19 protein-coding genes and 1 pseudogene are annotated in these 17,965 nt (G+C 68.1%); 11 read left to right on the top strand and 9 right to left on the bottom strand.

What is annotated here, in order from left to right; genetic code table 11:
- Window positions 1-43: 43 nt before the first annotated feature.
- The 3 genes from AC4D14_RS06920 to AC4D14_RS06910 are packed head-to-tail and all read left to right on the top strand — an operon-like array spanning window position 44 to window position 2,505.
- On the top strand, window positions 44-523 hold the full coding sequence (locus AC4D14_RS06920) for a hotdog fold thioesterase (RefSeq protein ID WP_490900997.1): 480 nt from the start codon (window positions 44-46) through the stop codon (window positions 521-523).
- Window positions 520-1,857 carry a phenylacetate--CoA ligase PaaK gene (gene paaK, locus AC4D14_RS06915; protein WP_490900995.1) on the top strand — a complete coding sequence of 446 codons (1,338 nt, stop codon included), beginning with the start codon at window positions 520-522 and terminating at the stop codon, window positions 1,855-1,857. The genes AC4D14_RS06920 and paaK overlap by 4 nt, the downstream gene beginning before the upstream one ends.
- Window positions 1,858-1,887: 30 nt before the next feature.
- A complete protein-coding gene (locus tag AC4D14_RS06910; RefSeq protein WP_490900994.1) occupies window positions 1,888-2,505 on the top strand; it encodes a TetR/AcrR family transcriptional regulator in 618 nt (205 codons plus the stop codon).
- Between the two features lie 22 nt (window positions 2,506-2,527).
- Here the strand turns inward: AC4D14_RS06910 and paaZ are convergent, their stop codons facing one another.
- Window positions 2,528-4,612 carry a phenylacetic acid degradation bifunctional protein PaaZ gene (paaZ, locus tag AC4D14_RS06905; protein WP_490900993.1) on the bottom strand — a complete coding sequence of 695 codons (2,085 nt, stop codon included), beginning with the start codon at window positions 4,610-4,612 and terminating at the stop codon, window positions 2,528-2,530.
- 191 nt (window positions 4,613-4,803) lie between these two features.
- Between paaZ and AC4D14_RS06900 the strand changes: the two genes are divergently transcribed.
- From AC4D14_RS06900 to AC4D14_RS06890, 3 genes and pseudogenes are all read left to right on the top strand, one after another.
- Window positions 4,804-5,163 carry a PaaI family thioesterase gene (locus AC4D14_RS06900; protein ID WP_490901514.1) on the top strand — a complete coding sequence of 120 codons (360 nt, stop codon included), beginning with the start codon at window positions 4,804-4,806 and terminating at the stop codon, window positions 5,161-5,163.
- 65 nt (window positions 5,164-5,228) lie between these two features.
- Window positions 5,229-6,358: pseudogene (locus AC4D14_RS06895) on the top strand (NAD(P)/FAD-dependent oxidoreductase).
- A 201-nt stretch (window positions 6,359-6,559) separates the two neighbouring features.
- Window positions 6,560-7,303 (top strand): TspO-related membrane protein, encoded by a 744-nt coding sequence (locus tag AC4D14_RS06890; RefSeq protein WP_490900992.1) that lies wholly within the window; start codon window positions 6,560-6,562, stop codon window positions 7,301-7,303.
- A gap of 6 nt (window positions 7,304-7,309) precedes the next feature.
- On the opposite strand, the gene AC4D14_RS06885 is transcribed toward AC4D14_RS06890, so the two are convergent.
- On the bottom strand, window positions 7,310-7,753 hold the full coding sequence (locus tag AC4D14_RS06885; protein WP_490900991.1) for an SRPBCC family protein: 444 nt from the start codon (window positions 7,751-7,753) through the stop codon (window positions 7,310-7,312).
- Window positions 7,754-8,023: 270 nt separating this feature from the next.
- Here AC4D14_RS06885 and AC4D14_RS06880 point away from each other — a divergent pair, with 270 nt between their 5' ends.
- Entirely contained in the window at window positions 8,024-8,665 is a 642-nt protein-coding gene (locus tag AC4D14_RS06880; RefSeq protein WP_490900989.1) for an arsenate reductase ArsC, read from the top strand.
- A gap of 64 nt (window positions 8,666-8,729) precedes the next feature.
- On the opposite strand, the gene AC4D14_RS06875 is transcribed toward AC4D14_RS06880, so the two are convergent.
- Window positions 8,730-8,978, bottom strand: coding sequence for a hypothetical protein (locus tag AC4D14_RS06875; protein WP_490900988.1), 249 nt, complete (start codon window positions 8,976-8,978; stop codon window positions 8,730-8,732).
- Window positions 8,979-9,408: 430 nt separating this feature from the next.
- Here AC4D14_RS06875 and AC4D14_RS06870 point away from each other — a divergent pair, with 430 nt between their 5' ends.
- Window positions 9,409-10,293 (top strand): SGNH/GDSL hydrolase family protein, encoded by an 885-nt coding sequence (locus AC4D14_RS06870; RefSeq protein WP_490900987.1) that lies wholly within the window; start codon window positions 9,409-9,411, stop codon window positions 10,291-10,293.
- Window positions 10,294-10,312: 19 nt separating this feature from the next.
- On the opposite strand, the gene AC4D14_RS06865 is transcribed toward AC4D14_RS06870, so the two are convergent.
- From AC4D14_RS06865 to AC4D14_RS06845, 5 genes are all read right to left on the bottom strand, one after another.
- A complete protein-coding gene (locus AC4D14_RS06865) occupies window positions 10,313-11,050 on the bottom strand; it encodes a tyrosine-protein phosphatase (RefSeq protein WP_490900986.1) in 738 nt (245 codons plus the stop codon).
- Window positions 11,051-11,081: 31 nt separating this feature from the next.
- A complete protein-coding gene (locus AC4D14_RS06860) occupies window positions 11,082-11,933 on the bottom strand; it encodes a 3-hydroxyacyl-CoA dehydrogenase family protein (protein WP_490900985.1) in 852 nt (283 codons plus the stop codon).
- Window positions 11,933-12,718, bottom strand: coding sequence for an enoyl-CoA hydratase/isomerase family protein (locus tag AC4D14_RS06855; RefSeq protein WP_490900984.1), 786 nt, complete (start codon window positions 12,716-12,718; stop codon window positions 11,933-11,935). Before AC4D14_RS06855 ends, AC4D14_RS06860 begins: the two co-directional genes overlap by 1 nt.
- Entirely contained in the window at window positions 12,718-13,926 is a 1,209-nt protein-coding gene (locus AC4D14_RS06850) for a thiolase family protein (RefSeq protein ID WP_490900983.1), read from the bottom strand. The genes AC4D14_RS06855 and AC4D14_RS06850 overlap by 1 nt, the downstream gene beginning before the upstream one ends.
- A 191-nt stretch (window positions 13,927-14,117) precedes the next feature.
- Window positions 14,118-14,912, bottom strand: coding sequence for a putative protein N(5)-glutamine methyltransferase (locus AC4D14_RS06845; protein WP_490900982.1), 795 nt, complete (start codon window positions 14,910-14,912; stop codon window positions 14,118-14,120).
- A gap of 299 nt (window positions 14,913-15,211) precedes the next feature.
- Between AC4D14_RS06845 and AC4D14_RS06840 the strand changes: the two genes are divergently transcribed.
- On the top strand, window positions 15,212-16,075 hold the full coding sequence (locus AC4D14_RS06840) for a succinate dehydrogenase iron-sulfur subunit (protein WP_490900981.1): 864 nt from the start codon (window positions 15,212-15,214) through the stop codon (window positions 16,073-16,075).
- A 133-nt stretch (window positions 16,076-16,208) separates the two neighbouring features.
- Window positions 16,209-16,949 (top strand): Clp protease N-terminal domain-containing protein, encoded by a 741-nt coding sequence (locus AC4D14_RS06835; protein ID WP_490900979.1) that lies wholly within the window; start codon window positions 16,209-16,211, stop codon window positions 16,947-16,949.
- Between the two features lie 31 nt (window positions 16,950-16,980).
- Here the strand turns inward: AC4D14_RS06835 and AC4D14_RS06830 are convergent, their stop codons facing one another.
- Entirely contained in the window at window positions 16,981-17,361 is a 381-nt protein-coding gene (locus AC4D14_RS06830; RefSeq protein ID WP_490900977.1) for a hypothetical protein, read from the bottom strand.
- Between the two features lie 45 nt (window positions 17,362-17,406).
- On the opposite strand from AC4D14_RS06830, the gene AC4D14_RS06825 reads away from it, so the two are divergent.
- The gene (locus tag AC4D14_RS06825) at window positions 17,407-17,958 is read left to right on the top strand and encodes a GNAT family N-acetyltransferase (RefSeq protein ID WP_490900975.1); all 552 of its coding nucleotides are present in this window, start codon (window positions 17,407-17,409) and stop codon (window positions 17,956-17,958) included.
- Window positions 17,959-17,965 lie beyond the last annotated feature (7 nt).

Here is a 17,965-nt window from a genome sequence, read left to right as displayed (position 1 = left end):
GTATTACCTAATGAACATTCGGTAATTAATTCGAAAGGCAGTCATGGCGGACATCGGCGTCCAATCCACAAGCGCTCCGGCCCTCCGGCACCGCATCCTTGAGGAGGACCACGCCTCCGCCTGGCTGGGCATCGAGCTCCTTGCCGTGGGCGAGGGATCGGCCACCATCTCGATGCGGGTGCGCCCAGAAATGCTCAACGGCTTCGGCATCGCCCACGGAGGAATGGTTTTCGCCTTCGCCGACTCCGCGTTCGCCCTCGCCTGCAACCCGGCTTCGCTGGAACCGGCCACCTCCGTCACCGTCGCCTCCGGCGCCGACATCACCTTCCTCAGCCCCGTCCGCGCCGGCGAACTCCTCACCGCGGTGGCCACCCGGCGCGCCGAGGCAGGCCGCAGCGGCCTCTTCGACATCACCGTAACGGCCGGTGACGGCGCGGGCTCGCGTCCCGTCGCCGAATTCCGCGGACGTTCACGCACAATCCCCGCTCCCCAGCCGAGCACCACAGCCATGGAGGAATCATGACCAGCACCGCCCTGAAGGCCACGGCGGCTGTCCCCGGCACCCTCGATCCCGAGGAGGAATACAGCCGGGACCGCATTGAGGCACTCCAGCTCGAGCGCCTCCAGCGCACCGTCACCCTCGCCTACGAGAAGGTGGACCTGTACCGGCGGAAGTTCGACGCCGCAGGGGTGCACCCGAGTAACCTCCGGGAGCTCGCAGACCTGGCCAAGTTCCCCTTCACCACCAAGGAAGACCTGCGCCAGAGTTACCCCTTCGGCATGTTCGCGGTGCCCCAGGAGCGCATTGCCCGCATCCACGCCTCCTCCGGGACCACCGGCAAGCCCACCGTCGTCGGCTACACCGCCGGTGACGTCGCCACCTGGGCGGGCCTTGTGGCCCGTTCGCTGCGTGCCTCGGGGGTCAAGGCGGGCTGGAAGGTCCACAACGCCTACGGGTACGGTTTGTTCACCGGCGGCCTCGGCGCCCACTACGGCGCCGAGAAACTCGGCTGCACCGTCATCCCGATGTCCGGAGGCCAGACGGAGCGCCAGATCCAGCTGATCCGCGACTTCGAACCCGACGCGATCCTCGCCACCCCCACCTATCTGCTGACCATCCTCGACGCGATGACCGCCGCAGGCATCGACCCGCGCTCCACCACGCTCAAGACCGCCGTCCTTGGCGCCGAACCGTGGACCGAGGAAATGCGTCACGAACTCGAGGAGCGCATGGGTTTCGACGCCTGCGACATCTACGGCCTCTCCGAAGTCATGGGCCCCGGCGTGGCCGGCGAGTGCGTTGAGAGCAAGGACGGCTCCCACATCTGGGAGGACCACTTCCGGCCAGAAATCGTGGACCCGTTCACCGACGAGGTGCTGGGCGACGGCGAGCACGGCGAGCTCGTCTTCACCTCGCTCACCAAGGAGGCCCTGCCGATCATCCGATACCGCACCCACGACCTCACCCGGCTGCTGCCCGGGACGGCACGGCCCGGGATGCGGCGGATGGGGCGGATCACCGGCCGCAGTGACGACATGATCATCCTGCGCGGCGTGAACCTGTTCCCCACCCAGGTCGAGGAGCTCGCCCTGCGGATTCCGGCACTGAGCCCGCACTTCCAGCTCCAACTCACCCGCCCCGAAGGCCAGCGGATGGACCAGCTTAACGTGTTGGTGGAGCCGCGGGAGGGTGTCTCCCCGGCGGACGCCCAGCAGGCGGCCGCCGTCCTGCGGGAGCAGATCAAGATTCACATCGGGTCGAGCTGCGCGGTGACGGTGGTCGAACAGGGTTCTCTTGTGCGCTCCAGCGGCAAGCTCAAGCGGGTCTACGACCTCCGGCCCAAGACCGACGTTTAGTTACCGAACGTTCATGCGAAAATGACGGGTATGGCGAGCATCCCAGTACAGGCCGCGGCCCCCGGACGCCGCGGGCGGCCCGGCTATGACCAGCAGGCGGTCCTGACCATCGCCGTCGACGTGTTCAACCGGCACGGGTACGAGGCCACCTCGATGGGCGTGCTCGCCGAGAACCTTGGGATCAGCAAGTCAGCCATCTACCATCACGTCCCGTCCAAGGGCGACCTGCTCCGGCTGGCGCTTGAGCACGCCCTCGGCGGCCTGGAGGCCGTACTGACCGACCCCCGCGCCACCGCCGGGCGGGCCGACGCGCGGCTTGAATTCGTGCTGCGCGGCACCATCGCCGTCCTGACCGAGCGGCTGCCGTTTGTCACGCTGCTGCTGCGCCTGCGCGGCAACACCGACGTCGAACGCGGTGCGTTGGAGCGCCGCCGCTCCTTTGACCGCCAGGTGTCGGCGCTCGTCGACGCCGCCCGCACGGAGGGCTCGCTGCGCAGCGACATCGACCCGCGCACCACCACGCGGCTGCTGTTCGGCACGATCAACTCCATCGTCGAGTGGTACAAGCCCGGCGGCCCGCTCACGGCCGAGAAACTTGCCGACGACGTCATCACCATGGTCTTCGACGGGCTGCACCACCGCCCCTAGGCAGCGGCGCAGCCCGCCGGTCCTACTTCTCCACGAGGGTCAGCACGTCGTAGGTTGCAACGATCTCGTCCGACTGGTTCGTCAGCACCGCATCCCAGGCCACCTCGCCGTACTCGTCGGTTTCGCGGGGCGTGATGCGCTTGGCGGTGAGGGTCACCCGGATCGAATCACCGGCGGCCACGGGGGTGAGGAAGCGCAGGTTCTCAAGCCCGTAGTTCGCCAGGACGGGGCCGGGCTCCGGATCGACGAAGAGTCCGGCCGCCCAGGAAAGCAGCAGGTAGCCATGCGCCACGATCCCCGGGAAGAACGGGTTAGCCGCCGCGGCCTCCTCGTTGGTGTGCGCGTAGAACTTGTCGCCCGTGGTGTTGGCGAACGCGGTGATGTCCTTGAGGGTGACCGTGCGCAGGTCCGAGCGCACGGCGTCGCCGATGCGCAGCTGCGAAAGGTTCTTGCGGAACGGATGGACGCCGTCAAAGGTGCGGTCCGCGCCGGTGTGCCAGATCCCGGTGACGGCAGTGAGCATGTTCGGCGATCCTTGGAGAGCGGTGCGCTGCATGTGATGGAGCACCGAGCGCATGCCGCCGAGCTCCTCGCCGCCGCCGGCGCGCCCGGGCCCGCCGTGGGTGAGGTGCGGGACCGGTGATCCGTGGCCGGTTGAGGAGCGTGCGTCCTCCCGGTTGAGGATCAGCACCCGGCCGTGGTGGGCGGCGATTCCCGTCACCAGGTCGCGCGCCACCGCCGGGTCGTTCGTGCACACCGTCGCGACGAGCGACCCGGAACCCAGCGCCGCGAGGTGCACAGCATGGGCGATGTCGTCGTAGCCAATCACCGAAGCGACGGGCCCGAACGCCTCGACCGAGTGAAGCGCTCCGGCTTCAACGTCCTCCCAGGTCAGCAGCACCGGCGCCATGAACGCCCCGCCCTCGGCCGGGGCGACACTGCCGTCGGCATGCGTGACCTCGGGGACGTCAAGGGAGCCCAGGGCGAACTCGCCGCCCGAGGACACGAGTTCGCGCACGGCGGCCCGCACCCCCTCCAGCTGCTCAAGGGAGGCGAGGGCGCCCATGGTGACCCCCTCGGCCCGCGGATCGCCCAGGGTGATGCGCTCTTCGATGCGGGCACGGGCCGCATCGACGACGTCCTGAACGATCGCCTTGGGCACGATAGTCCGGCGGATACCGGTGCACTTCTGCCCGGCCTTGACCGTGAGCTCGGTGACCAGGGACTTGACGAAGGCATCGAACTCAGGGGTGCCCGGCACGGCGTCGGGCCCGAGGATTGCGGCATTCAGGGAGTCGGTCTCCGAGCTGAAGCGCACTCCGCCGTGCATCACGTTGGGGTGGGACCGCAGGTGGTTGGCGGTGGAGGAGGAACCGGTGAAGGCCACGAGGTCCCGGTAGTCGAGGTAGTCAAGCAGGTCCCGGGCCGGGCCGGAGATGAGCTGCAGCGCCCCCGGGGGAAGGATGTTGGACTCGATGATCAGCTTCACGACGGCGGCGCTCAGGTAGCCGGTGGGCGTTGCCGGCTTGACGATCGTGGGAACGCCGGCGAGGAACGCCGGGGCGAGTTTTTCGAGCATGCCCCAGACCGGGAAGTTGAACGCGTTGATCTGGACGGCTGCGCCGGGGATACGGGTATGGATGTGAGTGCCGAGGAAGGAGCCGTCCTTGGAGAGGTTCTCCGTTGGGCCGTCGACGATCACCTGGGAGTTGGGCAGCTCGCGCCGGCCCTTTGAGCCGAAAGTGAAGAGCACCCCGATGCCGCCGTCGATATCGACCATCGAGTCGACCTTCGTGGCCCCGGTGCGGGCCGACAACTCGTACAGCGGCTCGCGGCGGCTGTTGAGGAACTGGGCCAGTTCCTTGAGCTTGAGGGCGCGCTCGTGGAAGGTGAACTTCCCCAGTTCCGCCTGACCGGTGGAGCGGGCATAGCGCACCGCCGCTCCGACGTCGAGCCCTTCGGTGCTGACCAGGGCGAGGACCTCTCCGGTGCTCGCGTCGCGGACCTCGGTGGCTGCTCCGGTGAGTGCGGCGGCGTCGGGCGCCCACCAGGAATCCTCGACGAAACTTGGGACAATGTCTGTGCCGACAGCTGTTGTAGTCGTCATCGACTCGCCTTTCAGCTTGATGATGCAGGGCCCGCCAGGGATAAACTGAACGGACGTTCGGTAATATGACCAGCGTACAGGAACCGCCTTTTTTCAAGCACCCCTCCCAAGGAGCAACCGTGAGCGAAATCCCCGACGCCGGAGCCGCGGTCCAGCCCTGGCGGATCGTCCCCGGCGAACTCGACATCGCCATGGGCGTGCAGATCCTCGAGCAGTCGGTGCAGAAGGTTGTGGCGACGATGCCGGTCGAGGGCAACCGCCAGTCCTTTGGGCTGCTCCACGGCGGGGCCTCCCTTGCGGTGGGCGAGGCTGTGGGCTCCTGGGCGGCCGTCATCCATGCAAGCACTCTCGGCAAGACGGCCGTCGGGGTTGACGTATCGGCCACCCACCACCGCTCCGCCCGCGGAGGCACGGTCACCGTCACGGCGACGCCCATCCACCTCGGCCGGACGCTGACCACCCACGAGGTGCTTATCGAGAACGAGTCGGGACAGCGGCTTTGCACAATGCGGATCACAAACCTGCTGCTGGACAAGCCAATCCCTGCCTGAGCCCGAAGCCGTTTCCCGGGACTCCTGAACGTTCCCGATTCACCCTCCCTGAGAGTGGGGCTGAGATGCCACAATCCGCTTCAGCGCCGGTACGGCGCGTGGTCGTCATCGGCGGCGGCATCCTCGGAGTTTCCACGGCCGTTCACCTGTTGCGCGGCGGGGCCGAGGTTGTCCTGGTGACCGAGGCCGGACTGGGCAGCGGCGCCTCGGGGCGCTCCCTGTCCTGGCTGAATTCGGCAGGGGAGCGCACCGAGCCCTACCATCTGCTGCGGATGGCGGGGATCGACCGCTACCGCACCCTCTTCGCCTCCGATCCTTCCCGTAGCTGGCTGCGCTTCGGCGGCGGGCTCTACTGGGCCGAGGCCGGCGATGAGGAGAAGGCCCGACGCCGCCACACGGCTGAATGGCGGCACGGATACGGTTCCCGGCTCATCGATCCCGCGGAGGCCGGCCTGCTCGCTCCGGGGGTCATTCCAGAGCAGTTGCCCCGGCGGCCATCTTCAACCCCGGCGAAGGCTGGGTGTCGCTGCCGCACCTCATCGACCACCTGATGCAGGAGTTCACCCGCCTCGGCGGGAGCCTTGCCGCGCGCGAAGGGAAGGCAGCAGTGATCCTGAGGGGCGGGCGTGCCGCCGGCGCCTCCACCGGGGACGGGCGCGCCTACGACGGCGATGCGGTCGTCGTCGCCTGCGGAGCCCGGACGCCCTCAGTGGTGGGCGAGCTCGGGGTCACAATTGACGACGCGTCGCCGCTGTCGATGCTTGTGGTGACCGGACCCCTGGATCACGGCCTGACCTGCGTGTTGAACACACCGCGGGCGGCGGTCCGCCCGAACCCGGGCGGCACCCTCGCCGCAGACCACGGCTGGTACGAGGAGGCGATCACCGAGAATCCCGACGGCTCCCACAGCATCCCCGAGGCCATTGTGCGAGAACTGCTCGACGAGGTGTCAAGGCTTCTCCCGGGTACCCCTGTCCTCAAGGCGGCCTCCTTGGGGCTGGGCCGCAAACCCGTCCCCGGCGATGGCGAGCCGGTCTTCGGGGAACTTGAGGAGGTCCCCAGCTGCTTCGTGGCATTCACCCATTCCGGTGCGACACTCGGGCTCATCGCCGGTGAATTGCTTGCGGGGGAAATCCTGACCGGAGAGGCACACCCGATGCTGGCAGGCTTCAGGCCGGGGCGTTTCGCGCGGTGACGCCGCGCCCGGCGTTACCAAGGGTCCGACGCTGCCAGGGGCCCGGCGTAACGTCCGCTGTGAACCCTTGCGGCGGGGGGCAGTAGTCCTTGTAATGTCCATCTGTACCGGCAGCAGTGCCTCCCGCTTTTCCCGCAGCGCGCGGGCCCGGGCCATTTGGTTCCCCGCATTCCACCGGCTGCCGCCAGGAAGGAGAGTCCGATGACAGATCGAGACGTGCTGAGGCAGTGTGCGGTGGCAGGGGCCGTTGCCGGCGGAATCCTCAGCGGAGCGACCGGGGATTACGGCGACGCTGCGCAAAGCCGCAGCCTCGTCCTCCCGGGCAATTACGCCTTCGCAATCTGGGGGCCGATCTACGCAGGGGTTATCAGCTACGCCGTTTACCAGGGCCTGCCCGCGACGCGGCAGGATCCGCTGCTGCGCCGGACCGGCGGACCTGCCGCGGCGGCAATCGGGCTGTCCGGCCTGTGGGTCAGGACGCGCGAAGCACCTTTGCTTCAGCTGCCCCTCATTGCGGGAACGTGCGCCGCCGCACTGCTCGCCTACGTACGGGCGGCCCCGGAGGGCGAGAAGGAGCGGCGGTCGACGGCGGCCAGGTGGCTCGTGCGGGCGCCGCTGGGATTGCTGGCCGGCTGGATCACCCTCGCCGCTGTCGCCGGAACCGCGGAAAACCTCATTGCGCAGGGTGTGAAGCCGCCGCGGCCTGGCGCCGAGGCCTGGAGCGCCGTGGCGCTTGCCCTCACTTCGGGCGCCGCCACCGCGTTCGTCAGGGCAAGGCCGGTGTCCGCCGCCTATCCGGCCGCCGTCGCGTGGGGACTCGCCGGAGTGGCCGCGCGGAATCTTGGCCGTCACCGGTTCTCCGGGCTTACGGCGATGCTCGGCTCCGCAGCGGTGGCCGCCGCCGGGCTCCGCACCGGGGTTACCGGTCCGGAGCGAACAGGCTGATGCTGATCAGCGCCCCACCAGATACCGGTTGCGGGTTTCGATCAGGTGACGCATGTACCGGCCGAGGAACACCCGCTCCGCCGCCCATCCGAGCACGCCCAGCGGCGCCGCGAACTCGATCCTGTCGACCATCACGGTCCCGTCGGGCGCCTCAAGGAATTCGTGAACGTGCCGGAAGCGCTTGAAGGGGCCATTGACCTGTTCGTCGACGAAGCGGTGCGGTGAGTCCATCGCTGTGATCCGGCTCGTCATGTGCAACGGAACGCCGAAATGCCATGCCCGCCAGGTAACCTGCTGATCAAGGCCGATCAGTCCCGAGGTGACACCAGCGACCGCCTTCTCCCGGGCTCGGGACATCGAGCCCACGTGCGCATCGATGCTGCGTGACAGGTCGAAGAGTTCGGCTGCGCCGATTGTCGTACGGGTAACGCACTCAAAGTAGTAGCTCATGCTCCGAAGGGCCGTCCGTCCACCGCGGACGCGCGCCCCAGGATCTGCAGTGGGTTCATCCGGCAATTATGCCCTTTGACATCGGAGGATACGGCTCGCGATACTTTCGCTACCGATCCTCACCGTTACAGCTCCCCTCAGGCACCCACTGCACCCCGCCGGCGAAGGCGTCCCCCGTGGATCCGAGAGCGTCAGGAGACCCATGACAGCCACCATCGAACCCCAGCCGTGCGGGCGGGTCCACTCCGGTGCGGGCCCCGGAGTGCCGCGATGAACAACCCTGATCCCCTTCCCGGACTTCAGGACAACACCGAAGTTCTGCACCGGATCACCGACCGCCTTACCGAACGGTTCGCGGGGGTGATCGCTGCCGAGACGGTTGAACGCTACGTCTTTGAGTCCTATGCGGCTCTTGTCAGGACCGCGAGGATCAGCACCTTCCTGCCGTCGACCACCGAGCACTTCGCGAACGACCGGCTCAGCGCCCTGGCCCGCTCCAAGGGTGCGGTGGGCAGGGAGGGACCCGAGGTCGTGTTTGTCTGCGTGCAGAACGCGGTCTTCTCCCAAATGGCCGCGGCGCTCCTTGACCTTGAGGGCGGGGGTCGGATCCGTGCGCGCTCGGCGGGATCCATGCCCGCCCCGGAAATCGACCCCGCCGTCGTCACCGTGATGTCCGAGCTGGGCATCGACGTGTCGAAGAACTACCCGAAGCCGCTCACCGACGACGTGGTGCGCGCCTCCGACGTCGTCATCACCCTCGACTGCCGGGATTCCTGCCCCGTGTATCCGGGCAAGCGCTATGAGGACTGGAGCGTTGGTGAACCGGCGTGCGGATCAGTGGAAAGCTTCAGGGCCGTCCGCGACCGTCTGCACAGCCAGGTGAAGACACTGGTTTCCTCGCTCGCCGGATAGACCGCCGGGGACCGCGGCCGCTTCCCGGGTCCGCCCACCAGGACGCAACGGAGCGGTGGGCGGCCTAGCTGTTGATGTCCCCTTCGGGGCGGTCCACCGCGGCGATGTACTGCTGAAAGCTCGCCGGCAGCTTGTGCCCTCCCGGGGTGCCCGTGTCGCCTTTCCACCATGCCGCGGCCGCTGCACCGCCGGCTCTGATGATTTCGGCTTCGGCGTCCGCGGGCAACGGCGCGTTCGGATCAGCCCGCAGGAGGTCCTGGGTTGCCGGAGAAAGTCCGGCCCAAATCTCCGAGTGCGAGCGGTCGTGTGTCATGGAGGAAAGCATTGCACCTCTCCGTGTCCACGTCTCCTTTATTTCGCGCCGGCACGGGCCGCACCGGATCCCAGCCACCGCGTGGAGGCACCTGGGTTCCGAGGAGGCCATCGCCCTACGTTTCGGCCGAGCGGCCCTCCTGTTGTCAAGAGGGAACGGCCCCGCACCTTCCTGTCGACCTCCCGGCCGCACTCCTGTTTTACTGGTGGGGATTTGCAGGTAGGAGCTCGCGGGTGCACCGGAGGCGGCGGCACGGCGTAACGGCTGGTTGCAGGGCATCATCGGGGAATGCCCTGCAACCCTGCGCCCGACCAGAGAGGGGGGGGGGGGGGGGGGGGGGNCCCCCCCCCCCTTGGAACCCTGTTCCCGACCCCCCCCCCCCCCCCCCCCCCCCCCCCACCACCCCCCCATCGCTTGCTAACGTTGACCCATGATGTCGGCCCCGCAGCGCATCCCGGCGGCAGCAGCGGCCTGTGCAGCGCTTGTTGCGGGAATGCTCGCCGGATGTTCTTCAGGAACCGGTGCGCCGGCCGCCGCGGAGCGGCGGACGGTCCCGGCCCCCCTTGAGTACGTTGCCCTCGGCGACTCTTACGCTTCCGGTTATGGCGCAGGCTCCTACTCCGAGGAGTGCGGACGCTCGCCCTCCGGTCTGCCTGGCCTCCTCGACGCCGACGAAAACGTCAGCCTCGCCGCCGACGCCACCTGCGCAGGAGCGGTTGCCGCCCCACGCTCGGACGGGGCATCGACCCTTCCGGATCAGGTGGCCGGGCTCGTCACCGAGGGAACCCTCGGCCCGGGAACGGACCTGATCACCATTTCTGCGGGCGGCAATGACGCCGGGTTCGGCGAGGTCTCTGAAACCTGCGCGGCCGCACCGCTTGAATCGTGCCGCCGGATGGTTGAAAACAAGACGACGGCCGTTCTTCCCGTGCTCGCCGGGGACCTCGACCGGCTCTACGGGCGGATCCGCTCCGCTGCCCCCAATGCAACGGTGGTCGTCACCGGCTACCCGCATCTGTTCTCTCCCGAGTTCGGGGTTGAAGCGGCGCTGAGCGTCCCGGCGCAGGAACTGTTCAACGGCGGCACCGACTCCCTCAACGCCGTCCTTGAAGACGCGGCCGAGGCCCACGGTTTCATCTGGGTGCCGCTGACCGAGGCCTTCCGGGGTCACGGGCTGGGCGCGGCCGATGCGTGGATCACCACCGCCGACCAGCCCGACGGCCTGCACCCCACCGCTGCCGGGTACCGCTCCGGGTATCTCGCGGCTGTCCGCGGCGCCGTCGACCTGCCCGCGCTCCGAGAGGCGCAGCGCTGAGCGGAAGCGGCAGCTCCGTTCAGGCCAGGATGCGGTGCCGCAGTGCGGCGACCTCCCCGGGTGTCACACCAGCTCCGAGCAGATACGCCTCGGCGTCGAGGGTATCGAGGAGCTCATGCAGATGGGCGCGGGTCTCCGAAAGCCACCCGTCGAGTTCCGGCTCGGCGCGCGGTTTTTCCCGCGGTGCGTCCTGCCCCCGGTAGTAGTCGTTCATGGCGCGCACCGCCACGGCATAGTCGTCGAGGATTGCCTCCGCCGGAACGCCGCAGGCGGAGAGCAGCAGTGCGGACACCATCCCGGTCCGGTCCCGGCCCGCAGCGCAGTGAACGATGACACCTCCCGGCGGCGAGGAGGCGATGGCGCGGGCGACCGCGGCGAACTTCTCGGGCCACCGTTCCAGGTTGTAGCGGTAATACCGTGGCGAGTTCAGGTACGGGCCGCAAACGGCTGTGAATTCCGGGTCGGACTGGTCCTCGGTGGGGAGGTTGAGGAGGAGGAACTGCTCCGCCGCACTCTTCACGGCAGGGTCGGTGCCGCGGCGGCCCACCTCGCCCGGGCTGCGCAGATCGATCACAGTGCGCACGCCGTCATCCCACGCCTGCTGCCAGCCGCGGTCGGTGAGCCATTCCCTTCGCCCCATCCGGTAGACCCGGCCATGGGCGACCATCCCGGCAATACCGCCGAGATCGCGGGCATTGACTGCGCCCTCCCAGGGCACGCTCCCCCGGGGATGCGGGACGGATGGAGTGGCGCTCATCCTTCAGGGTAACAACACGCGGTCCTGCGTCTCAGTCCACCCAGTCGAAGAAGCCTTTGCCGCTCTTCCGCCCGAGCTCCCCGCGTGCCACCTTGTCGCGCAGGATCCGCGGCGGAGCAAATCGCTCGCCGAGGGTGGATTCGAGGTACTCGGCGATCCCGAGCCGCACGTCGAGGCCCACCAGGTCGGTGGTCCTCAGCGGGCCGACTGGATGCTTGTAGCCAAGGACCATCGCGGTGTCGATGTCCTCGGCGGAGGCCACCCCCTCCTCGACCATCCGCATCGCCTCGAGCGCGATCGCCACCCCGAGCCGGGAGCTGGCGAAACCCGGTGCATCGCGGACCACCACCGGGGTCTTGTTGAGCGCTTCGACCCACTCCCGGGCCGCGCCCGCGGTTGCCTCCGAGGTCTGCGGGCCGAGCACCACCTCGACCAGGGTCGAAGCGGGCACCGGATTGAAGAAGTGGAGGCCGCAGAACTCGGCGGGCCGGGTCAGGGATTTGGCCAGTTCGGCAATGGACAGCGACGACGTGTTGGTTGCCAGCCAGGCACCCTCGGCGAGCTGCACCTCGACGGCGGCGAGAGCCGAACTCTTCAGGGCAAGATCCTCCGGGACCGCCTCCACCACGAGCCCCCTGCCGGTGAAGGCTGAATAATCGGTCGACACTGCGGTCCGGCCCAGCAGCACCTCACGGGACTCGGTGACCGAGCCGCGCTCAACGCTCTTGCCGAGAGCCGCCGCGAGCCGTGAATGCGCCGCCTGCGCGGCGTCGTCGTCCCGCTCGACGATGACGACGTCGGCTCCCGACACGCAGAAGGCGTGGGCGATGCCGGCGCCCATCCTGCCGCCGCCGAGCACCCCTACCCGCTCCGGGACCGGCATCAGCGTGCCGTCCCGTCGCCCGCGTGCGCCGCCGTCGTGCCGCGGTCCTGTTTGCGGTCGAGGAAGCGCTGCATGCGTTCAAACTTGGCGTCGGATTCGAAGAGGATGCCCTGCGCGAGCTGGTCGATGAGCGGGTGGGCCTCCGCCGGTGCCGCAAAGACGCTCTTGGTGATGCGCAGGGCGAGCGGGTCCTGGCGGCAGATGCGGTCAGCGAGTGCGTGGGCGGCGTCCATCAGCTCTCCGGGCTCGTGGATTTCGGTGATGAGGCGCACGGCGAGCGCCTCATCGGCGTCGAGGATGCGCCCGGCCAGGAGGATCTCCTTGGCGAGCGGTTCCCCGACAAGCTCCTTCAGCCGCCAGGTGGCACCGGCTGCGGCAAGGATGCCGAGCCCGGTTTCGGGGTTGCCGATCTTCACCGACGGCGTGCCGATGCGGAAGTCCGCGGCATAGGCCAGCTCAGCCCCGCCGCCCAGGGCATACCCGTCAAGGGCGGCGATGACCGGCAGGGGCAGCCGGGCGATGCGGGCGAACAGGGTTGAGTTGATGCCGGCGAGTGCGTCGTCGCGGCGGCGTTCACGCAGCTGGGCGATGTCGGCACCGGAGGCGAAGACCCCATCGGTCCCGGCGAGGACCAACACGCGGGGGTCGTGCTCAAGCATGGTGCAGACAACGTGCAGGTCGTCAACCATCTGCTGGTCGATCGCGTTGCGCACCGCCGGCCGGTTCAGGCGCACAAGCAGGCGGTCGGGGCGCTCCTCGACCTCCAGTGCGGCGAAGGGGCCCATCAGACTCCCTCGATGAGCATTGCGGTTCCCTGACCGACGCCCACACACATGGTGGCGAGTCCGAGGCGGCGGCCGCCGGATCCCAGTTCGCGTTCCATCCGGCCCATGAGGGTGATGGCGATGCGCGCCCCGGAGGATCCGAGGGGGTGGCCGAGGGCGATGGCGCCGCCGTCGCGGTTGACCAGGTCCTCGTCGAGCTTCAGGCGCCGGATGCAGGCCAGGGCCTGCACGGCGAACGCCTCGTTGAGTTCCACGGCGCCGAGATCGCCAACGGAGAGGCCGGTGCGCTCGAGCACCTTCTGCGTTGCGGGGACCGGCCCGATCCCCATGATCTCCGGGGGTACTCCGGCGGAGGCGCCGTCGAGGATCCGCGCCCGCGGCGTGAGGGAGAAGCGCTCGAGGGCCGCTTCGGAGGCGACGATGACGGCCGAAGCGCCGTCGTTGAGGGAGCTTGAGTTGCCGGCGGTAACCACCCCGCCCTTCTTGACGACTGGGCGGAGGCCGCCCAGCACCTCGAGGGTTGTGTCGGCGCGGGGGCCCTCATCGGAGGTGACGCTGAAGGAGCGTTTTCCGGCGTTCACCTGGACCGTGACGATCTCGTCGTCGAACCGGCCGGCGTCGGCCGCCGCGACGGCGCGCTGGTGGGAGCGCAGCGCGAAGGCGTCTGCGTCGTCACGGGAGATTCCGTCGAGCTCCGCGAGCTCTTCTGCCGTCTCCGGCATCGAGTACGTCAGCTTTTCGGTGGCAGCGAACTCGGGGTTGGTGAAGCGCCACCCGATGGAGGTGTCGAACACGGCTCCGGGCTTGGCAAAGGCCTTGTCGGGCTTTTCCATGACCCAGGGTGCCCGGCTCATGGATTCGACACCGCCGGCGATCACGACGTCGGCGGCCCCGGACTTGATCATCTGGGACGCCTGGATGATCGCCGAAAGCCCGGAGGCGCAAAGCCGGTTCACGGTGATGCCCGGCGTGGTGTTGGGCAGCCCGGCCAGGAGCGCTGACATTCGCGCAACGTTGCGGTTCTCCTCCCCCGCGCCGTTGGCGTTCCCGAGGATCACCTCGTCGATGTGCCCGGGATCCATACCGGCCCGGGAGATGGCTTCGCGGATCACCAGGGCCGCAAGATCGTCGGGGCGTACTGAGGAAAGGGCGCCGCCGTAGCGGCCCACCGGGGTGCGGACCCCGCCCACGAGAAAAGCCTCGGTCATGACTGCCTCCATTGCAGGGCCTGCTTACCGGCACGAACCGGCGGGATTTACCGACCGTTCGTTCTGTAAAAACTGATACAAGAATCGCACGGTGGTTTTCCCGGGTCAACCGGCACGGGACCGAACCGTTCTCACCGGGGCCCGAGGGGCCGGCCCCCGCCGGTCCTGCTGCCCGCGGCCGCTGCGGGGATTCAGCAAGGGCTCCGCACGCCGATGACCACGGTCGCCTCGAGGTCCTCGGAGGACGCGATGCGGGTACTGAGCCCGCATTCCTCAAAGAGCCGGGCGACCGGCGGTGCCTGGCGGCTGCCGGCCTCGATGATCAGGCTGCCGCCCGGCACCAGCCAGTCACCCGCCTCAGCGGCGAGCCGCCTGTGCACGTCGAGCCCGTCCGCCCCTCCGTCGAGCGCCCGGCGCGGCTCGTGGAGCCGGGCCTCCGGGGGCATCGACGCGATCATTTCCGAGGGCACGTTGGGTGCGTTGCAGAGCAGAACCTCGACGGTCCCCCTGAGGCGGTGAGGCAGCGGCTTAAACAGGTCGCCCTGATATACGGCGCCACCACTCGGCGCGAGGTTCGCCCGGGCGCACTCCACCGCCCGTGCGTCGATATCGGAGGCATGGAGGTCGATCCGTGGCACTGCCGCCGCAAGTGCGGCCCCGAGCGCCCCGCAGCCGCAGCACAGGTCGAGGACGACGGCGCCGGGAGCAGCCACGGCGGCGGCCTCCCGGACCAGGAGTTCGGAGCGGCGGCGCGGAACAAAAACCCCGGCATCCACAACCATCCTCGCTCCGCAGAACTCGGCCCAGCCGAGAAGGTGCTCAAGCGGGGCGCCGGCTGCGCGCCGGTCGATCGTTGCGGCCAGCTCCGACGGCGGAAGGCCGGCATTCAGCAACAGATGCGCCTCCTCTTCGGCGAAAACGCAGCCGGCGGCTCGAAGGCGGGAGGTGACAAGTTCTTCCAACGGAATGTTGGAGGGGAACGACATGAAAGACCCTTCACAAAGCGTGAGGGCGCTCCCGGGTCAGGTTCGCGCGAGTCCCGGCAGGACCGCGGGGCGGGAGCGCCTTGCCTGATGTGCGGTAATCGGTCCCACCTCCTTCGTGATGCGGCTAAGGGAGCCAATTCTATCCGCCCAGGGCCCGCTGGCGAGGGGATGAAACGGATCCTTCCGGCCTCCCGCAGGCACCGGGGGTCGGAATTTCCTTGTGCGCTTCAGCGCAGCTTTCTACGCTTGTCTTAGTCCAGCAGTTGTGGCGCATGACTATTCGAGCGCGGAGCCACCTGATGAGCCACGAATTCACTGCAGCCAAGGCCACCACCCAGGCAAAGCAGCCTGCCCCGGCGCGGCCCCAGACGCCTTCGGGCGGACAACAGTACGACCTGCCGGAGCCGCCTTCCAAGGTCGATTTCTCCCACGCCAAGACGGCAGGGGAGATTCCGACGCTCCAGGTCACCATGCGCATACGCCGGTATCAGCCCGAACGCGCCGAGGAGGGGTACTGGGAGGATTTCCACCTCACCATGATCGGCACCGACCGCGTGTTGGATGCGCTCCACGTGATCAAGTGGGAGCACGACGGCACGCTGGTGTTCCGGCGTTCCTGCGCTCACGGGGTGTGCGGCTCGGACGCGATGCGCATCAACGGCCGCAACCGCCTGGCGTGCAAGGCCCTCCTCAAGGACCTGAACCCCGCGGACCCCATCGTGGTGGAACCGCTGCAGGGACTTCCAGTAGAGAAGGACCTCATTGTTGACATGGAGCCGTTCTTCCAGTCCTACCGGGAAGTGATGCCCTTCCTCATCACCAGGGGCCACGAACCGGACCGGGAACGGCTGCAGTCGCCGGAGGAACGCGAACGGTTCGACGACACCACCAAGTGCATCCTCTGCGCCGCCTGCACCTCGTCGTGCCCCGTGTTCTGGACCGACGGGCAGTACTTCGGGCCGGCCGCCATCGTCAATGCCCACCGGTTCATCTTCGACTCCAGGGACGACGCAGGCGACCTGCGGCTGGAGATTCTCAACGACGCGCAGGGAGTCTGGCGCTGCCGCACCATCTTCAACTGCTCCGAAGCCTGCCCGCGGGGCATTCAGATCACCCAGGCGATCAAGGAAGTCAAACGGGCAGTGATCAACCGACAGGTGTGAGCGTGCTTCCCGCCGCTGCCGCAAGGGATGCCAGCGGACGCACCCCGTCGGAGTCAGCGTCCGCTGCTGCATCACCCGAGGATACGTCAACTACTAGTTAACGACTGAATCATCGTCAACTTACGGTTGACTCATGACTGATCCAATCCGCATGACCAACCCCGTACGCCTCGATGAGCTCATCGACGCCATCAAGAAGGTGCACCCCGACGCTCTCGACCAGCTGTCCGATGCCGTGATCGCCGCCGACCATCTCGGCGAAGTGGCCGATCACCTCATCGGCCACTTCGTGGACCAGGCAAGGCGCTCCGGCGCGTCCTGGTCGGACATTGGCAGGAGCATGGGCGTCTCCAAACAGGCGGCCCAAAAGCGTTTCGTCCCCAAAGCGCCCGGTGACCAGACGGACCTTGACCCCAGCCAGGGCTTCAGCCGGTTCACCGAGCGCGCCAAGAACGTGGTGATGGCGGCCCAGAACGAGGCCCGCGCTGCAGGCAATGACGAAATCCGGCCCGAACATCTTGTCCTCGGGCTGTTCCAGGAGCCTCGCTCAATCGGAACGGCAGCCATCGCCGCCCAGGGGGTGACGCTCGATGCGCTCCGGCACGCCACCACCGCAGCACTGCCGCCGGCGTCCGCCCAGGTTCCCGACCTGATTCCCTTCGACCAACGGTCAAGGAAAGCACTTGAGTTGACGTTCCGGCAGGCTCTGCGCCTTGGCCACAACTATGTGGGCACCGAGCACATTCTGCTCGCCCTGCTGGAGCTTGAGGACAAAACGGGCGTACTCTCCGCGCAGGGGATTGATAAGGAACGGTCTGAAGCGCACATCTCTGCCGCTCTTGCCGCCGTGCAGGAATCCGCCGGGGACACCTAGCACGCACCGGAATCTCGACGTCCGGGTCCGTTCATGCGGGAAGCTCTCCAATACGGGAGATGAGCGCGCCGTCCGCCGGACACACCCATGCCGCAACGCCTGCTGCCTCCCGGGGCCGCGCCGGATGGGTGAGCGGATGCCGGGGGCATTGGGGCCAGTTGCTGCCGCGTGACCAGCGTTCCTCGATCACCCACTCCTGGACTTGATCCGCGTCCTCGATGGTCCGTTCGAGGTCGGACCACCGCAGCGAGATCTGAATGCCTTGCCCGGACCCGTCACTCGCCCACAAGATCGCCGACGGGGACTTCCGGTCGTTGGTCCATGCTGATTCCCTGATCAACGGCACGGGAGCCCCAGTGGCCTCGATGTCGGCGAGGACGGGTGCGAGGGCGCGGGCCAATGAAGGATCCATTGCCCCATCGTGCAGGGGAGACCTTCATCTGGCTAGAGTTCGTGGATGACGATCATGCCGCACACCCTGACCCGCGATGTCGAGATGCGGCTGGTGCGAACCTCCGATTCCGGGCGGCTCGCTGACGGTTATGCGGTGAACAGGGAGCATCTGGCCCCCTGGGAGCCGCAGAGGAACCGGCACTTCTTTACGGAAGCGGGCCAGCGTTCGGTGATCGAGTCGAAGCTGGAGCTTCACGCATCGGGCATTGAAGTGCCCTGGATCCTTGTGAAGCAGGAGCGTGTGATCGGCGTCCTGAACCTTACCGGGATTGTGCGCGGCCCGTTCCTCAACGCCAATCTGGGCTACTGGATCGACAAGGAGCACAACGGCAGGGGTATCTGCACGTCTGCCGTCGCCCATGCCCTCGGCGTTGCTTCGGGGCAGCTTGGGCTGCACCGGGTGCAGGCCGCGACGCTGCCCCATAACGAGGCCTCGCAGAAGGTGCTCGCCCGGCTGGGCTTCACCAAAATCGGGACGGCGCCGGCGTACCTGAAGATCGCCGGTGCCTGGCGGGACCATATCCTCTACCAGCGCATCCTCGGCGAGGAGATCTGATGGCCGC

This window comes from Arthrobacter sp. TJ-254, from assembly GCF_058269175.1.
The sequence above is the reverse complement of the archived record's forward strand: the minus strand, read 5'-3'. Positions and strand labels throughout refer to the sequence as shown.